The sequence below is a fragment of the Actinomadura atramentaria DSM 43919 genome (assembly GCF_000381885.1).
Classification (GTDB): Bacteria; Actinomycetota; Actinomycetes; order Streptosporangiales; family Streptosporangiaceae; genus Spirillospora; species Spirillospora atramentaria.
Map to the genome: position 1 here is coordinate 743,259 of NZ_KB907208.1, position 15,823 is coordinate 759,081.

General features: G+C 73.8%; 13 protein-coding genes. 10 read left to right on the forward strand and 3 right to left on the reverse strand.

Features of this window, described 5'->3' with window-relative positions:
• Window positions 1–86: 86 nt before the first annotated feature.
• On the forward strand, window positions 87–671 hold the full coding sequence (locus tag G339_RS0103850; protein ID WP_019629759.1) for a class I SAM-dependent methyltransferase: 585 nt from the start codon (window positions 87–89) through the stop codon (window positions 669–671).
• Here G339_RS0103850 and G339_RS0103855 read toward each other — a convergent pair.
• Complete coding sequence (locus G339_RS0103855; RefSeq protein WP_019629760.1) at window positions 668–2,563, reverse strand: CocE/NonD family hydrolase; 1,896 nt, start codon at window positions 2,561–2,563, stop codon at window positions 668–670. The genes G339_RS0103850 and G339_RS0103855 overlap by 4 nt on opposite strands.
• Window positions 2,564–2,706: 143 nt before the next feature.
• Between G339_RS0103855 and G339_RS0103860 the strand changes: the two genes are divergently transcribed.
• A complete protein-coding gene (locus G339_RS0103860) occupies window positions 2,707–2,973 on the forward strand; it encodes a metal-sensitive transcriptional regulator (protein ID WP_019629761.1) in 267 nt (88 codons plus the stop codon).
• A 168-nt stretch (window positions 2,974–3,141) separates the two neighbouring features.
• On the opposite strand, the gene G339_RS0103865 is transcribed toward G339_RS0103860, so the two are convergent.
• Window positions 3,142–4,005 carry a hypothetical protein gene (locus G339_RS0103865; RefSeq protein ID WP_026341104.1) on the reverse strand — a complete coding sequence of 288 codons (864 nt, stop codon included), beginning with the start codon at window positions 4,003–4,005 and terminating at the stop codon, window positions 3,142–3,144.
• A 43-nt stretch (window positions 4,006–4,048) separates the two neighbouring features.
• On the opposite strand from G339_RS0103865, the gene G339_RS0103870 reads away from it, so the two are divergent.
• The 8 genes from G339_RS0103870 (at window position 4,049) to G339_RS0103905 (ending at window position 15,001) form a co-directional block, all read left to right on the forward strand.
• Window positions 4,049–4,882: a 2,3,4,5-tetrahydropyridine-2,6-dicarboxylate N-succinyltransferase gene (locus G339_RS0103870; RefSeq protein ID WP_019629763.1), complete on the forward strand. Its 834-nt coding sequence runs from the start codon at window positions 4,049–4,051 to the stop codon at window positions 4,880–4,882.
• A gap of 47 nt (window positions 4,883–4,929) precedes the next feature.
• Entirely contained in the window at window positions 4,930–5,985 is a 1,056-nt protein-coding gene (gene dapE / locus G339_RS0103875; RefSeq protein ID WP_033322083.1) for a succinyl-diaminopimelate desuccinylase, read from the forward strand.
• A gap of 47 nt (window positions 5,986–6,032) precedes the next feature.
• Window positions 6,033–6,836, forward strand: a complete 804-nt coding sequence (locus G339_RS0103880) for an LOG family protein (RefSeq protein WP_019629765.1) — start codon at window positions 6,033–6,035, stop codon at window positions 6,834–6,836.
• Window positions 6,837–7,129: 293 nt separating this feature from the next.
• Complete coding sequence (locus G339_RS0103885) at window positions 7,130–10,813, forward strand: nitrate reductase subunit alpha (RefSeq protein ID WP_019629766.1); 3,684 nt, start codon at window positions 7,130–7,132, stop codon at window positions 10,811–10,813.
• Window positions 10,813–12,432, forward strand: coding sequence for a nitrate reductase subunit beta (narH, locus tag G339_RS0103890; protein WP_019629767.1), 1,620 nt, complete (start codon window positions 10,813–10,815; stop codon window positions 12,430–12,432). Before G339_RS0103885 ends, narH begins: the two co-directional genes overlap by 1 nt.
• Complete coding sequence (narJ, locus tag G339_RS0103895; protein ID WP_019629768.1) at window positions 12,429–13,022, forward strand: nitrate reductase molybdenum cofactor assembly chaperone; 594 nt, start codon at window positions 12,429–12,431, stop codon at window positions 13,020–13,022. The genes narH and narJ overlap by 4 nt, the downstream gene beginning before the upstream one ends.
• Window positions 13,019–13,714 carry a respiratory nitrate reductase subunit gamma gene (gene narI / locus G339_RS0103900; RefSeq protein WP_019629769.1) on the forward strand — a complete coding sequence of 232 codons (696 nt, stop codon included), beginning with the start codon at window positions 13,019–13,021 and terminating at the stop codon, window positions 13,712–13,714. The genes narJ and narI overlap by 4 nt, the downstream gene beginning before the upstream one ends.
• A 102-nt stretch (window positions 13,715–13,816) precedes the next feature.
• Window positions 13,817–15,001, forward strand: a complete 1,185-nt coding sequence (locus G339_RS0103905) for a hypothetical protein (RefSeq protein ID WP_019629770.1) — start codon at window positions 13,817–13,819, stop codon at window positions 14,999–15,001.
• A 264-nt stretch (window positions 15,002–15,265) separates the two neighbouring features.
• Here G339_RS0103905 and G339_RS0103910 read toward each other — a convergent pair whose 3' ends face one another.
• Complete coding sequence (locus tag G339_RS0103910) at window positions 15,266–15,493, reverse strand: hypothetical protein (RefSeq protein ID WP_019629771.1); 228 nt, start codon at window positions 15,491–15,493, stop codon at window positions 15,266–15,268.
• Window positions 15,494–15,823 lie beyond the last annotated feature (330 nt).

A 15,823-nucleotide genomic window follows, 5' to 3' on the forward strand; every position in this document is an offset into this window, starting at 1 on the left:
CACGCCCGGCCTGCCCGCCGGGGCGTTCGTCAATCCCCGGGCGGGTATGACCGCGGGACACCCGTACCGGTACCGAGGGGGACAGTGTGGAGAGCGCCGACTGGGACGCGCGCTACGCGGGCACCGAGCTGGTCTGGACGGCCGAGGCCAACCGCTTCGTCGTCGAGGAGGCCGGCGACCTGACGCCCGGCCGCGCCCTGGACCTCGCGGCGGGCGAGGGCCGCAACGCGGTGTGGCTCGCCGAGCGCGGCTGGAGCGTCACCGCCGTGGACTTCTCGCCCAACGGGCTCGCCAAGGCCCGCCGCCTGGCCGAGTCGCGCGGCGCGGAGGTGGACTGGGTGCTCGCCGACGTCCGCGACCACCGGCCGGAGCCGCGCGCGTTCGACCTCGTCCTCGTCGCGTACCTGCACCTGCCGCAGCCGGACCTGCACGGCGTGCTGGAGCGCGCGGCGGCGGCCGTCGCGCCGGGCGGGACGCTGCTGGTCGTCGGGCACGACCGCGCGAACATCGGCGGCGGCGTCGGCGGGCCGCGCGATCCGGCGGTCCTGTACGACGCGCCGGAGGTCGTCGCGGCGCTGGGGGACCTGCGGATCGTCCGCGCGGGACGGGTCGAGCGCGAGGTGCCCGGCGAGGGCGTCGCGCTCGACACCCTCGTCCGGGCCGCCCGCTAGGAGCGCACCGACAGCTCGATGCTGGAGGGGCGTGCCGCGTCGTGCGCGATCGTGTACTTTCCGCCGAGCAGGTTCGGCAGGTCCGCGAGCGGCACCAGGTGCGGGAAGTCGGCCGTGGCGATCCGCAGCCGCAGCCGGTGCCCGGCGGGGATCGTCGCGAACGCGGGCCGCACCTCGACGTCGTAGCGGACGTCCTCGCCGGTCGGGACGTCCGCGCGGGACGCCTCGGTCAGCACGTGGTACGGGTAGGTGTAGCCGTCGCCGGTGCCGCGCCAGGACCGGGCCGTGTCGAGCGCGCGCAGCGAGCCGAGCTGCGCGCCGCCGGTGACGTCGGTGGACTTTCCGTCCGGCGCGACGTCCTCGACGGTGAGCGCGAACAGCGTCTCCGGCCGGGTGGACGACGCGCGCAGCGTCACCCCGATCGGCCCGGCGAGCGTCATCGGCTGATCCAGCGGCGCGGTGGAATACGTCGTCTCGTTGTCGTTGGACGTCGGCTTGCTCTGCGGCCCGGTGCAGACGCCCGGCATCCCGATGCCCTCCAGGAGCTGCGAGAGCATCCCGGCGGCGTACTGGTCGGTGGAGCGGACGCACGGGTCCGACAGCGGCGTGTACGAGATCGAGTCGCCCGGCTCGCCGCCGCCCGGCGCGTCCGCGGTGAGCCGCCCGCCCGACCGCAGGTACAGCTTCCGCGCGGGCGCGTCCGCGAGCGGGTAGTCGGCGGTCGAGTACGTCGCCCCGCCGGGCTCGATGACGTGCATCGGCGTCGTCGTGTCGGTGATGCCGTTGTCCCGGCCCTTGAGCCAGTGGTCGAACCAGCGGATCTGCAGGTCGGTGAGGTCGTAGCCCGCGCCCATCCCGCCGTGCGTCCACGGCCCGGTGAGGAGCTGGTACTTGGACGAGACGGGCTGCCCCGGCTCCATCGGCGCGGTGACGGGCCGCCCCGCCGCCGCGTTCTGCAGACCGCTGTAGAGCAGCGGCTCGCCGCGCTGGAACACGTCGTACAGCCCGCCGACGAGGTACACCGCGACGCCGTTCGCGACGATCTTCGGCAGGATCTTCTCCGGCGCGCGCTCGGCCCACCAGGAGTCGTAGTACCGGCGCGGCCCGTTGGTGAGCATGTCCTTGGCCATCGTCAGCTCGAACGGCCCGGCCTGCATGAGGTGCTGGTAGGCGAGCGTCAGCGCCGTCATCGGGTCGAGCGGCAGTTCGAGGAACGGGGTGAGCGTCCGCGTGACGCCGTACCCGAACACCAGGCCGAGCGGCGACAGGACGTTGAGCGCGCCGCCGCTGGTGAACAGGTCGCGGTACGGGTCGGGCGTCGCGGCCATCGGGAAGACCGCCTTGAGCGGCGAGTCCGGGCCGACCTCGGCCGCGGTGAAGAGCTGGTCGATCGCGACGTAGGACAGCCCGAGCATGCCCACCTTGCCGTCGCTGTTCGGCAGCGCGGCCGCCCACCGGACGACTTCGGCCCCCGCCGTCGCCTCGTCCGGACTGAACAGGTCGAACTCGCCCTCCGAGCCGCCGGTGCCGGGCACGTCCACGACGGCCGCGACGTACCCGTGCTGGACGAGCGCCGGGTTGAACCCGCCCGAGCCGATGCCCCCGGCCAGCGCGGACGGCGTCTTCCCGTACGGCGTGAACCCGATGACGACGGGGAAGCGGCCCGGCAGCGGCTTGCCGGTGTCGGGGTCGGCGGGGGAGTGGACGTCGGCGCGCAGCGTCCGCCCGTCCTTCAGCTTGATCTCGATGTTGCGCTGGACGCTGTCCGCGTACGTGCCCTCGGACGGCCCCGGTTCGGCGCGGGCGGGGCCCTGCCGTGCGAGTCCGGGTCCGGCGAGGGACAGCAGGACGGCGGTGAGGACGGCGGTCGTCCGGACGGCGAGGCTGCGCATGTCGCGGCTCCCTGGGGGTCTCGGCCGCCGCCGACATTAACAGACACCGATGTTTGTACGATAGCCGTCCCGGCGGAACCGCCGGGGACCGGATACCCCGGGAGGTACCATTGGACGACCGAACCCACACCGGAAGGCCCCTCATGAAGGTGGACGACGACGCGGTGACCGGCGTCCTGAACCGGCTGCGCCGCGCCCAGGGCCAGCTCGCGGGCGTCATCGCCATGATCGAGGCGGGCCGCGACTGCACCGACGTCGTGACGCAGCTCGCCGCGGTCTCGCGCGCCCTCGACCGCGCCGGATTCAAGATCATCGCCAGCGGGATGCGGCAGTGCGCCGCCACCGCCGACGGCGACGCCCCGCCGATGAGCCAGGAAGAACTGGAAAAGCTGTTCCTCGCCCTGGCCTGAGCTCGGGTCGAAGTGCCTCAGCCCCCGCGCGAGTGCGTTAACTGGCTGGCGAAGCGACGCCGGAGGCGAGCTTCACCAGGCGGATCGCGAAGCGATGCCGCGCTCGCAAGTCCCGGTCAGGCCCGAGCCGCCAGGCGAGGGCCGTGGGCCGGGACTGAAAAACGCCGCCTAGCGGACGATCACGCGGTCCTTGGGGGCGTCGGCGTCGCCCGTCCAGCCGTCGTGGCCCGCCGCGGACGTCCAGCGCCGCCCGTCGTAGCGGACCTCCCGCAGCCCGTACGCCTTGGCGTGCGTCACCGCCCACGACGCCACCGCCCACCCCGCGCGCGGCGTCGAGACCCGCAGCGCGTCCGCGTGCGGCGTCGGGGAGCCCTGCGCGGCCGTCAGCACCTGCAACCGGCTGCCGAACGTGCGGCGCACCTCCCGGACCGCCTCCGCGCGGCGCGGCGCGGCCTGCTGGTTCGGCGGGTACCAGCAGCGGACGGCGGCGGGCTGGCGGCCGGTGAACGCCTGCGCGTACAGCTTCCCGTCCTCCTCGTGCTGCGCGTACGCGGTGCCGTCCGCGCTGCGCTGCACGCGCTGCGCGGCGTCGTGCAGGTCGAGGTCGAGGTAGTCCTTCACCTTCACCAGCGCGTCGAAGAACTTGCTGGTGGACTGGACGGGGTCGCGCAGCTTCTCCGGGCTGCCCCAGCCCTGCGACGGCCGCTGCTGGAACATCCCCACCGAGTCGCGGTCGCCGCTGGACAGGTTCCGCAGCCGGGACTCCTGGATCGCCGTCGCGTACGCGATCACGGCGGCCCGCTCGGGGAGCTGCTTGCGGAACGCGACCCCGGCGATCGTCGCGGCGTTCGCGGCCTGCTCGGGCCGCAGCGAGCGCTTGCCGAGCGGCGCGACGACCTCGCAGCCGTCGCCGTGCAGGTACGGCTGGAGGCGTTGGAACCCCCAGTAACCGCCCCCGGCGAGCGCGAGCACGACGACGAGTCCGGCGGCGGGCCAGCGCCAGCGCCGGAGCCTCCCTTCCCATGCAGCCACGCGAAGACCGTACCGGGAGCGGGCCCCCAGTAGGCTCAGCCCCATGACCGAATCGTTCACCAGCCCGATCCCGGCCGTCATCGACGAGCTGTGGGCGGGGCGCGACCAGCTCTCGCCCGACGACGCCGACGCGCGCGCCGCCGTCGTCTCCGCCGTCGACCAGATCGACGCGGGGGAGGCCCGCGTCGCGCACGTCGACGCCGCCGACGAGGTCGTCGTCGACGAGCGGGCCAAGCGGGCGATCCTGCTCAGCTTCAAGGTGCTGGGGATGGTGCGCGCGCAGGTCGGCGACTTCCAGTACAACGACCGCATCCCGCTGAAGAGCCGCCTGGACGGCGTGCGCGTCGTGCCGGGCGCCATCGCCCGCTGGGGCGCCTACCTCGCGCCGGGCGTCGTGCTGATGCCGTCCTTCACCAACATCGGCGCCTACGTCGACTCCGGGACGATGGTCGACACGTGGGCGACCGTCGGGTCGTGCGCGCAGGTCGGCAGGAACGTCCACCTGTCCGGCGGCGTGGGCATCGGCGGCGTGCTGGAGCCGCCGAACGCCAAGCCCGTCGTCATCGGCGACGAGGCCATGATCGGCAGCCGGTCGATGATCGTGGAGGGCGCGCGGGTCGGCACCGGCGCGGTCGTCGGGTCGGGGACGAACCTGTCGGCGTCCATGCCCGTCATCGACGTCGAGACCGGCGAGGAGATCAGCCGGGGCCGCATCCCCGACTGGTGCGTCGCGGTCGGCGGCACGCGGATCAAGGAGTTCAAGGGCGGCACGTTCGGGCTGCCCGCCGTGCTGGTGCTCAAGCGCCTCGAAGCGGGGCAGCGGCACAGCAAGAGCGAGCTGAACGACATCCTGCGCGAGCACGGCCTCGACACCTGACGGTCCGGGGCGGGGGCGCGCGCCCCCGCCCCGTTAACCTTGCGGGCATGGCCCTTGATCTCGCATCGGACGTGGTGGACCTCACGGCCGCGATCGTGGACGTCGAGTCGGTCAGCGGCGCCGAGCAGCGCCTGGCCGACCTCGTGGAGGACGCGCTGCGCGCGCTGCCGCACCTGACGGTGGTCCGCGACGGCGACGCGGTCGTCGCCCGCACCGAGCTGGGCCGCGCGGAGCGGATCATCCTGGCCGGGCACCTGGACACCGTCCCGCTGAACGGCAACCTCCCGTCCCGCGTGGACGGCACCCGCCTGTACGGCTGCGGGACGACCGACATGAAGTCCGGCGTGGCCGTCCAGCTCCGGCTGGCCGCGCTGCTCGCCGAACCCTCGCGCGACCTGACGTACGTGTTCTACGAGTGCGAGGAGATCGAGGCCGAGCGCAACGGGCTGCGCCGCCTCGCCGCGACCCGCCCGGACCTGCTCGCCGGGGACTTCGCCGTCCTGCTGGAGCCCACCGGCGGGCTCATCGAGGGCGGCTGCCAGGGCACGATGCGCGTCGAGGTGACCGCCGCCGGGGAGCGCGCGCACAGCGCCCGGTCGTGGATGGGCGCCAACGCGATCCACGCGGCGGGGGAGATCCTGGACGCCCTGCGCGCCTACGAGCCGTCGCGGCCCGTCGTGGACGGGCTGGAGTACCGCGAGGGCCTGAACGCGGTGTTCGTGCGCGGCGGCGTCGCGGGCAACGTGATCCCCGACGAGTGCGTCGTCACCGTCAACTACCGGTTCGCGCCCGACAAGTCCCCGGCGGAGGCCGAGGCGCACCTGCGCGACGTGTTCGCCGGCTTCCCGGTGGCGGTCGTGGACGCCGCGCCCGCCGCGCGCCCCGGCATGGACCACCCGGCCGCCGTCGCGTTCACCGCCGCGAGCGGCGCGGACGTGCGCGCCAAGCTCGGCTGGACGGACGTCGCGCGGTTCGCCGAACTCGGCGTCCCCGCCGTCAACTACGGCCCCGGCGAGCCGACCCTCGCGCACACCCGCGACGAGTACGTCGAACTGCCGCTCGTCACCGAGTGCGAACGCCGCCTGCTCGCCTGGCTGGCGTGACGCGCGATTCACCGCCTGATCAGGCCGCCCCGGCTACGGTGGCCCGTATGGCAACTGAACACGACCTCGGAACACGCCGGCAGGGACCGGCGACGCTGCGCGGCCGCGCCGTCCCCCGGACGACGACCGACCAGCGCCTCCTCGACAACCGGGGCCCCTCGGACTGGCTGCACGCCGACCCGTGGCGCGTGCTGCGCATCCAGGCCGAGTTCGTGGAGGGCTTCGGGCTGCTGGCCGAGCTGCAGAAGGCGGTCAGCGTCTTCGGCAGCGCGCGCATCCGCGAGGGATCGCCGGAGTACGCGACCGCCGTGGAGGTCGGGCGGCGGCTGACCGAGGCCGGGTACGCGGTGATCACCGGCGGCGGGCCGGGGATCATGGAGGGCGCGAACCGGGGCGGGCAGGACGGCGGCGGGCCGTCCGTCGGGCTCGGCATCGAGCTGCCGTTCGAGCAGAAGCTGAACGACCACGTCGACATCGGCCTTGAGTTCCGGTACTTCTTCGTCCGCAAGACGATGTTCGTGAAGTACTCGCAGGCGTTCGTCGTGCTGCCGGGCGGGTTCGGGACGCTGGACGAGCTGTTCGAGGCCGTCACGCTCGTCCAGACCAAGAAGATCACGCGGTTCCCGATCGTGCTCGTCGGCCGCGAGTTCTGGGGCGGCCTGCTCGACTGGATCAACGGGACGCTGCTGACCAAGGGCCTGATCTCCCCGGACGACCCGAAGCTGCTGCACCTGGTCGACACCGCCGAGGAAGCCGTCCAGACGGTCATCGACGCCCACGCCCAGGCCGAGCAGGCCCGCATCGAGGCCAACGCCCAGGCCGCCACCGCGGCGGCGGAAGAGAGCGACTGACCGCTCCCCGGCGCACAATTCCGGATGCGGCGGAGGCGTTTTTCGCGGCATTTTTGCGGACTGCGCCAAATTCATCGGGACCGATTCCGGTTAACGCCGGATGAGTCAACGTTCGGAGTAGGTTAGCGGACGGTTAAAACTCTTGACCGAACTGGTTGACGCCCCCGAGTGTCGGAGGCGTCGCCGCCCCGGCCGGGGCGGCGGGGACGCGACCGCCGGGCGCGGGCGTCCGGCGGGGGTTCGGCGGGCGCGCGCCCGCGGCTCCCCGCACCCCGACCAGGGAGGGGAGTCCGATGAGGCGGGCGCGAGCCGGGGCCGAGCGGGCCGCGGCGGCGGTGACGGAACGGCTGCTGGCGGTCGGCGGCCGGTTGGAGCGCGGTGGGCTCACCGGCGACCGGCGGGCGGTGTTCCGGACCGGTCAGCCGGTCGAGGACGCGCTGTACCGGGACCGGTGGAGCCACGACAAGGTGGTCCGGTCGACGCACGGCGTGAATTGCACGGGATCGTGTTCCTGGAAGATCCACGTCAAGGACGGGCTGATCGTCTGGGAGACGCAGCAGACCGATTATCCGAGCGTCGGACCGGACCGGCCGGAATACGAGCCGCGCGGTTGTCCCCGGGGCGCGTCGTTCTCCTGGTACACCTATTCGCCGACGCGCGTGCGTTATCCGTACGCGCGCGGCGTCCTGGTGGAGATGTTCCGGGAGGCTCGGGAGCGGTTAGGCGATCCCGTCGCGGCGTGGGCGGAGATCGTCGGAGATCCGGAGCGGCGGGCGCGGTACCAGCGGGCGCGCGGCAAGGGCGGATTGGTGCGCGTCTCGTGGGACGAGGCGTTGGAGATCGCGGCGGCGGCGCACGTCCACACGATTTCCGAGCACGGCCCGGACCGGGTGGCGGGATTCTCGCCGATTCCGGCGATGTCGATGGTGTCGCATGCGGTCGGGTCGCGGTTCATGGCGTTGATCGGCGGGACGATGCTGTCGTTCTACGACTGGTACGCCGATCTCCCGGTGGCGTCGCCGCAGGTCTTCGGCGACCAGACCGACGTTCCGGAGTCCGCCGACTGGTGGGACGCCGCGTATCTCATGCTGTGGGGTTCGAACGTTCCGGTGACGCGGACGCCGGACGCGCACTGGATGGCCGAGGCGCGCTACCGGGGCCAGAAGGTCGTGGTGATGTCGCCGGACTTCTCCGACGCGGCCAAGTTCGCCGACGAGTGGCTGCATCCGCATCCCGGCACCGATGGCGCGCTGGCGATGGCGATGGGCCACGTCATTCTGCGCGAATGCTTCGTGGAGCGCCGCGTCCTGGCGTTCACGGATTATGTTTCCCGGTTCACCGACCTGCCGTTCCTGATCACGTTGGAGGAACGCGACGGCGCGTGCGTGCCGGGCCGGTTCCTCACCGCCGCCGACCTCGGCGACGACGGGCCGGACGCCGCGTGGCGGCCCGTCGTCCTCGACGCCGCCGCAGACGGGCCCGTCGCCCCCAACGGCACCCTCGGGGACCGCTGGAGCGAGCGCGGGAAAGGCCGCTGGAACCTCGACCTGGACGGGATCGAACCGGTGCTCGGCCTCGACGCGGCCGGGCCGGTCGCGGAGGTGCTGCTGCCGCGCTTCGACGTCCCGGACGGCACGCTGCGCCGGGGCGTCCCGGTCCGGACGATCGCCGGGCGCAGGGTCACGACCGTGTTCGACCTGATGCTCGCGCAGTACGGCGTGGCCCGTCCCGGACTTCCCGGCGACTGGCCCGCGTCCTACGACGACGCGTCGCGGCCGTACACGCCCGCGTGGCAGGAGGAGATCACCTCCGTCCCCGCCGCGACCGCCGTCCGGATCGCCCGCGAGTTCGCCGAGACGGCCGAGAAGTCCGGCGGCCGCTGCATGATCGTCATGGGGGCCGGGACGAACCACTGGTTCCACTCCGACACGATCTACCGGTCGTTCCTGTCGCTGCTGCTGCTCACCGGCTGCCAGGGCGTCAACGGCGGCGGCTGGGCGCACTACGTCGGGCAGGAGAAGGTTCGGCCGCTGGCCGGGTGGCAGCAGTTGTCCACCGGCGCCGACTGGCAGCGCCCGTCCCGGCAGATGGCGGGCACGCCGTACTGGTACGTCCACACCGACCAGTGGCGGTACGAGCGGTTCGGCGCGGACGCGCTGGCGTCCCCGACCGGCCGGGGCCTGTTCCGCGGGCGGCACACCGCCGACCTCGTCGCGCTGTCGGGCCGCCTGGGCTGGATGCCGTCCTATCCGACGTTCTCCGCGAACCCCCTGGACCTCGGCGACGCCGTCCACGCGAGCGGGGCCGACCCGCGCCGCTTCGTCGCGGAGAAGGCCGCGTCGGGCGAACTGGCCTTCGCCTGCGAGGACCCGGACGCCCCCGAGAACTGGCCGCGCGTGCTGACGGTGTGGCGCGCCAACCTCATCGGCTCGTCGGCCAAGGGCAACGAGTACTTCCTGCGGCACCTGCTCGGCACCGACGACGCCGCGACGGCCGAGGAGGCCCCGCCGGACGCCAGGCCGCGCGACGTCGCGTGGCGCGACCAGGCGCCGCAGGGCAAGCTCGACCTGCTCACCGCGCTCGACTTCCGGATGACGTCCACGACGCTCTACGCCGACCTCGTCCTGCCCGCCGCGACCTGGTACGAGAAGCACGACCTGTCCTCGACGGACATGCACCCCTACGTCCACGCGTTCTCGCCCGCCATCGACCCGCCGTGGCAGGCCCGCACGGACTTCGACATCTTCCACGGCCTCGCCCGCGCGTTCTCCCGGCTGGCCGAGGGGCGGCTGGACACCCGCCACGACCTGGTCGTGACCGCGCTCCAGCACGACAGCCCGCAGGAGACCGCGCAGCCGGGGGCCGTCGCCGACTGGCGCGACGGGTCCGCGCCGCCCGAGCCGGGCCGGACGATGCCGGACGCGGCGCTCGTCGAGCGCGACTTCACCGCCGTCGCGGACCGCCTCGCCGCGCTCGGCCCGCTCCCGGAGGAACGCGGCATGACGGTCAAGGGCGTCACCGTCCGGACCGCGCCGGAGACGGAATGGCTGGCGGCGCGCTGCGGGACCGCGCGGTCCGGCGCGGCGGCCGGACGGCCCCGGCTGGACTCCGACGTCCGGTTCTGCGAGGCCGTCCTGGCGCTGTCGGGCACGACCAACGGCCGGATCGCCGCCGAGGGCTTCCGTGCCCTGGCCGAGCGCTGCGGCCCGGTCTCGGATCTGGAGGAACTGGCGGCGGCCTCGGAGGAGCGCCGGGTCGTCTTCTCCGACACGCAGGACCGGCCGGTCCAGGTCGGGACGAGCTTCGAATGGTCGGGCAAGGAGGCCGCCGACCGCCGGTACGCGCCGTTCACCGTCAACACCGAGCACGCCAAGCCGTGGCACACCGTCACCGGCCGCCAGCACTTCTACCTCGACCACGACTGGATGGCCGAGCTGGGCGAGCAACTGCCCGTCTACCGGCCGCCGCTGGACCTGCCCGCGCTCGGGGAGAGCCTGCCCGGCGGGGGCGGCGACGGCCTGTCGGTGACCGTCCGGTACCTGACGCCGCACTCCAAGTGGTCGATCCACTCGGAGTACCAGGAGAACCTGCTGATGCAGACGCTGTCGCGCGGCGGGCCGGTCATCTGGATCAGCGTCGCGGACGCCGCGTCCATCGGCGTCGCGGACAACGACTGGATCGAGGCGGTCAACGCCAACGGCGTCGTGGTGGCGCGGGCCGTCGTCTCCCACCGCATCCCCACCGGGACGGTGCTGATGTACCACGTCCAGGAACGGCTGGTGAACGTGCCGAAGTCGCAGACGTCCGGCCGCCGGGGCGGCGTCCACAACTCCCTGACGAAGTTGCTTGTGAAGCCGACGCACCTCATCGGCGGCTACGGCCAGCTCTCGTTCTCCCCGAACTACTACGGCCCGACCGGGAACCAGCGCGACGCCGTGACGGTCGTCCGCCGCCGCTCCCAGGAGGTGACGTACTGATGGCCGCCGGACGCGGGCGCCGCCGCGTGATGGCGCAGATCGCGATGGTCATGAACCTCGACAAGTGCATCGGCTGCCACACCTGCTCGGTCACCTGCAAACAGGTGTGGACGAACCGGGCGGGCACCGAGTACGCGTGGTTCAACAACGTCGAGACCCGCCCCGGCCAGGGCTACCCGCGCGGCCACGAGGACCAGGACCGGTGGAAGGGCGGCTGGCGGCTCTCCCACGGCCGGCTCGTGCCGCGCTCCGGCGGCCGGGCGCGCCGCCTGACCCGGCTGTTCGCCAACCCGGAGATGCCCGGCCTGGAGGATTATTACGAGCCCTGGACGTACGACTACGACAACCTGATCAGCGCGCCGCTCGGCGACGACGTCCCGACCGCGCGGCCCCGGTCGCTGATCGACGGCCGCCCCACCGCCGTCGCCTGGGGCCCGAACTGGGACGACGACCTGGGCGGCGGCCCGGACCACGTCGCCGGCGACCCGGTGCTTCGCGCAGTCGGGGACAAGGTGAAGCAGGAGTTCGAGCAGGCGTACATGTTCTACCTGCCGCGGATCTGCGAGCACTGCCTGAACCCGACGTGCGTCGCGGTGTGCCCGTCCGGCGCGCTCTACAAGCGGATCGAGGACGGGATCGTCCTCGTCGACCAGGACCGCTGCCGGGGCTGGCGGATGTGCGTGAGCGGCTGCCCGTACAAGAAGGTCTACTTCAACCACCAGTCGGGCAAGGCCGAGAAATGCACGCTGTGCTACCCGCGCATCGAGGCCGGGCAGCCGACCGTCTGCTCGGAGACGTGCGTGGGGCGGCTGCGCTACCTCGGCGTGATCCTGTACGACCCGGACCTGGTCGGGGAGGCCGCCCGGACGCCGGACGAGAAGGACCTCTACCGCGCGCAGCTCGGCTGCTTCCTCGACCCCGACGACCCGGCCGTCGCCGCCGACGCGGAGGCGGACGGCATTCCGCGGTCGTGGATCGACGCCGCGCGCCGCTCGCCTGTCCACGCGCTGATCTCCCGGTACCGGCTGGCGCTGCCGCTGCATCCGGAGTACCGGACGATGCCGATGGTCTGGTACGTCCCGCCGCTGTCGCCGATCGTGGAGGCGATCGGGGAGAGCGGCCACGACGGGGAGGACGCCGGGAACCTGTTCGGCGCGATCGACGCGCTGCGCATCCCGGTCGAGTACCTGGCGGGGCTGTTCACGGCGGGCGACACCGGGCCCGTCCGGGAGTCGCTGCGCAGGCTCGCGGCGATGCGCGCGTACATGCGGCGCGTCAACCTGGGGGAGCCGCGCGATCCCGCCATCGCCCGCGACGCCGGGATGGAACCCGCCGACCTGGAGGACATGTACCGGCTCCTGGCCCTCGCCAAGTACGACGAGCGCTACGTCGTCCCCACCGCGTACGCGCCGGGCGCGGGCGACGGCGACACGGCGGCGGGCTGCGGGCTGGACGCGCCCGGCGGCCCCGGCATGGGCGGCGACCCGATCGGGGCGTTCCACGCGCCGCCCGCGCCCCGGGACGGCGAATCCCCGCTGCGCGGCCGCGTCAACCTGCTCAACTGGAACGGCGGCGGGCGGCCCGCCGGGCTGTTCCCGCCGCGCGGAGCGGCCGAATGATCGCCGCGGCGGTCCGGCAGGCGGCGGCGCTGCTGCTCGACTACCCCGGACCCGGCTGGCCGCGCACGCTCACGCACGTGCGGGACGCGCTCGGCGGCCTCGACGACCCGCGCTGCGCGCCCGTCCTGCGGTTCTGCGCGGCGGTCGCGGACGACGACCCGCGCGCGGCCGAGGAGCGCTACGTCCTGACGTTCGACCGCGACCGCCGCCGCACCCTGCACATGACGTACTACTCGGACGGGGACACGCGGCGGCGCGGCGCGGCGCTCGTCCGGCTCAAGGACGTCTACCGGCGCGAGGGCTGGCGGCCGAGCGGCGGCGAGCTGCCCGACCACCTGCCGGTCATGCTGGAGTTCGCCGCCCGCTGCCCGGAGCCCGGCGAGCGCCTGCTGCGCGCGCACCGGCCCGGCCTGGACCTGCTCCGGCTCGCCCTCCACGACCGCCGCAGCCCGTACGCGGCGCTGCTGGACGCGGTGTGCGCGACGCTGCCCGGCCCGACGCCCGCGGACCGCGCGGCCGTCGCCGAACTCGCGCGCTCCGGCCCGGTGATCGAGCTGGTCGGGCTGGACGGCTACGGGGAGACGCCGTGAGCGGCCTGCGGTACGCGCTGTGGGGCGTCCTGCCGTACGCGGTCCTCGTCCTGTTCGCCGCGGGGACGGTGTGGCGGTTCCGCCACGACCGGTTCGGCGTGACGACGCGCTCCAGCCAGCTCCACGAGAGCCGCCTGCTGTCGGTCGGCGGGCCGCTGTTCCACTACGGGCTGCTGTTCGTCATCGCCGGGCACGTCATCGGACTGGTCGTCCCCGAGCGGGTGACCGAGGACCTGCGGGTGCCCGAGTCGCTGTACCGCGCCAACGCGCTGCTCGTCGGCGGCGTCGCGGGCGCGGCGACCGTGGCGGGGCTCGCGGTGCTGGTCGCCCGGCGGCTGCGGGTGCGGGCCGTCCGCCGCGCCTCCGACCGGACGGACCGCGCGCTCTACCCGATCCTGGCGACCGTGCTGCTCGCCGGGCTGGCGGCGACGCTGCTCGCTCCGGCGGGCGACTACGACTACCGGTTGGGCGTCTCGGTGTGGTTCCGCAGCGTCTTCCTGCTGCATCCGAACGTGGGGGCGATCAGCGGCGCGCCGCTGCTCTACCAGGCGCACGCGCTGCTGGGGCTGGCGCTGTTCGCGCTCTGGCCGTTCAGCCGCCTGGTCCACGCGTTCGCCGCACCGGTGGCGTATCCGTTCCGCGCGTACGTCGTGTACCGGTCGCGAAACGTACGGCGACGACCGTTCGCCTAGGACGGCACGGGACGCGGGCGGTCCCTCGGCCGGATTCCCGGCGATCTCTTGGGGTCTGGGGGAGAATGGGGCTTTGACCGGAGCGTCGAGAGGCCGCCGCCCGTGGACCCTGCGCAGATCGCCGCCGACCACCCGGCCGCGCGGCGGCTGGACCGGCTCGACGCGGACGGCCGGTACCGGCTGTGGCTGGACCAGGACGCCGGGCTCCTGCCCGTCCTGGACACCGAGTCGGGGCGGGCGTACCGGCTCGCGGTGACCGACCCGGCCGCCGCGCGGCTGGTGGCCGGGCTGACGCGTCCGGTGCTGGAGCGGCTGGCCGCGCCGCGCTACCGGGCCCGTGCCGAGGCCGATCGGGACATCGGGGCGCTGGTGAACGCCTTCCGCGTCCAGCTCGCGCGGCTGCGCGCCGTCCACCGGGACCGGGCGGCGCTGACCCGCGCGGTCCGCGCGCAGATCGGGCGGGCGGCCGACGAGGCGCAGGCCGTCCGGCGGACCGCGTTCCTCGGCTGGTACCTCGCGCGGACGGACGACGCCGGGGACGCGGCCGATCTCGGCCACGATCCCGGCGGCGAGGACGGGTCGGACGCCGCGATCCGGGACTGGTACCGGTACCGCGAGCGAATCCGCGCGACGGTCCTGCCGCCGCAGCTCTCGCCGCAGGAGATCCCCCGGCGGCGCGGCCCGGGCGAGTTCCACTGGTTCTCCGACATGCGCCTGCTCGACGGGCGGACGCTCACCGAGCGGCAGATGCTCGAACTGCGCGCCGAACTGCCGTACGCGCACGTCGAGCCCGACCGCGTCGTCCTGGACGAGTGGTCGCGCCCCGCCGAGCACCCGATCTTCAACCGGAGCGACGAGATCATCGCCAAGTACGGGTTCGACGTCGCGCTGAACTTCATCCAGTGGGGATTGCGCGGGCTGTGGCTGCGCGTGCCCGCCGCGCTCGCCGACCGGCTCGCTCCCTACGCGGGCGAGTACGGGCTCGCCGTGTCCGCGCGGCCCGCCGGTGACGCGCTGCTCGTCCGCCTGAACCGCCAGGAGGAGGACGGCGAGAACTCCTACGAGCGCTACGACCCGCGCCCCTGGCTGGACGAACTGCTCCCGCTCCGCGACGCCCTGGTCGCGGGCGACCTGCGCGCCCCGTACATCGCGTGGCGCGCCCGCGAAACCGTCTTCGGCCGCCCCCGCCGAGGTCGCCCCCAGCCCCCCGTCCCGCCCCTGCTGGACGAGGACGAACTGACCGAGCCCCTCCAGGCGCTCATCCGCCTGCTGGAAGAGGTTCCCTGACCCCCCGGACGCGCGCCGGAGGGCGGCCGGAAGGCAGGTGGACGCGGGCGGCCGGGCGTGCGGCCGCCCGCGTGGCGGCTCGCCGCGCGGGCGCGTCCGGGACGCGCCCGGCGTGCGGGAGCCCGGCTCTGCCCGCCGCGCGGCGGCAGAGCCGTCAAAGTGGGAGAAATCGACGTTGTTCCGCCGTGGCGAACCGGACGCACGGCGCGCGGCGGCCCCGACCGGGCAACCGCACCCCCGCGCACGGACGGCGGAAGACGCCGGTCAGAGGGGGTAGAGCTTCGCGAACGGAGCCGGGATACGGACCTTGCGGGCACCGAAGTCGACCACGACGGCGGTATCGCCCTCGATCTCGACGACACGGCCCAGGCCGTAGGAGTCGTGCGTGACCTGATCGTCGACCGCGAACTCCTTCGCCGGCGGAGCCGGCGGCGGCGGGCTGAAGGGACTGGTGGGCAGGTGGCGGCGCGCGGCGCCTCGTGAGGGTCTCATCACCTCCAGTATGCGCCCTTTTGCTTGTGGGGGGGCGACCCCCCACGCCCCCCGCGGCGCGAAGCGCCGCATCCTCGCTCCGCTGGCGCTCCGCTGCGGTGCGGCCCTTCGCGCTGCGCGCGCCCGGCCGCTCGCCTGGCGGCTCGCGGCCGTGCGCCCGCCGGTGACCCCCTTCGGTTGCTGCTCGTTCGCGGGGGCGCCCTCGCTCGCTTCGCTTCGCTTCGGGGCTCCCCCGCGACGGGTTTGGTCGTCCCCGAGGGTTCTTCGTTCCTCGTCTACGAGGGTTTTTCGGTCTTCGTCTACGAGGGATTTTCGTTCTTGTCTACGAGG

Excerpts from the sequence above, each read along its gene's own strand:
- G339_RS0103885 (WP_019629766.1), top strand. The coding sequence starts at position 7,130 with ATGAGGCGGGCGCGAGCCGGGGCCGAGCGGGCCGCGGCGGCGGTGACG.
- G339_RS0103860 (WP_019629761.1), top strand. The coding sequence starts at position 2,707 with ATGAAGGTGGACGACGACGCGGTGACCGGCGTCCTGAACCGGCTGCGC.
- G339_RS0103870 (WP_019629763.1), top strand. The coding sequence starts at position 4,049 with ATGACCGAATCGTTCACCAGCCCGATCCCGGCCGTCATCGACGAGCTG.
- dapE (WP_033322083.1), top strand. The coding sequence starts at position 4,930 with ATGGCCCTTGATCTCGCATCGGACGTGGTGGACCTCACGGCCGCGATC.
- G339_RS0103855 (WP_019629760.1), bottom strand. The coding sequence starts at position 2,563 with ATGCGCAGCCTCGCCGTCCGGACGACCGCCGTCCTCACCGCCGTCCTG.
- G339_RS0103910 (WP_019629771.1), bottom strand. The coding sequence starts at position 15,493 with ATGAGACCCTCACGAGGCGCCGCGCGCCGCCACCTGCCCACCAGTCCC.
- G339_RS0103880 (WP_019629765.1), top strand. The coding sequence starts at position 6,033 with ATGGCAACTGAACACGACCTCGGAACACGCCGGCAGGGACCGGCGACG.
- narH (WP_019629767.1), top strand. The coding sequence starts at position 10,813 with ATGGCCGCCGGACGCGGGCGCCGCCGCGTGATGGCGCAGATCGCGATG.
- narJ (WP_019629768.1), top strand. The coding sequence starts at position 12,429 with ATGATCGCCGCGGCGGTCCGGCAGGCGGCGGCGCTGCTGCTCGACTAC.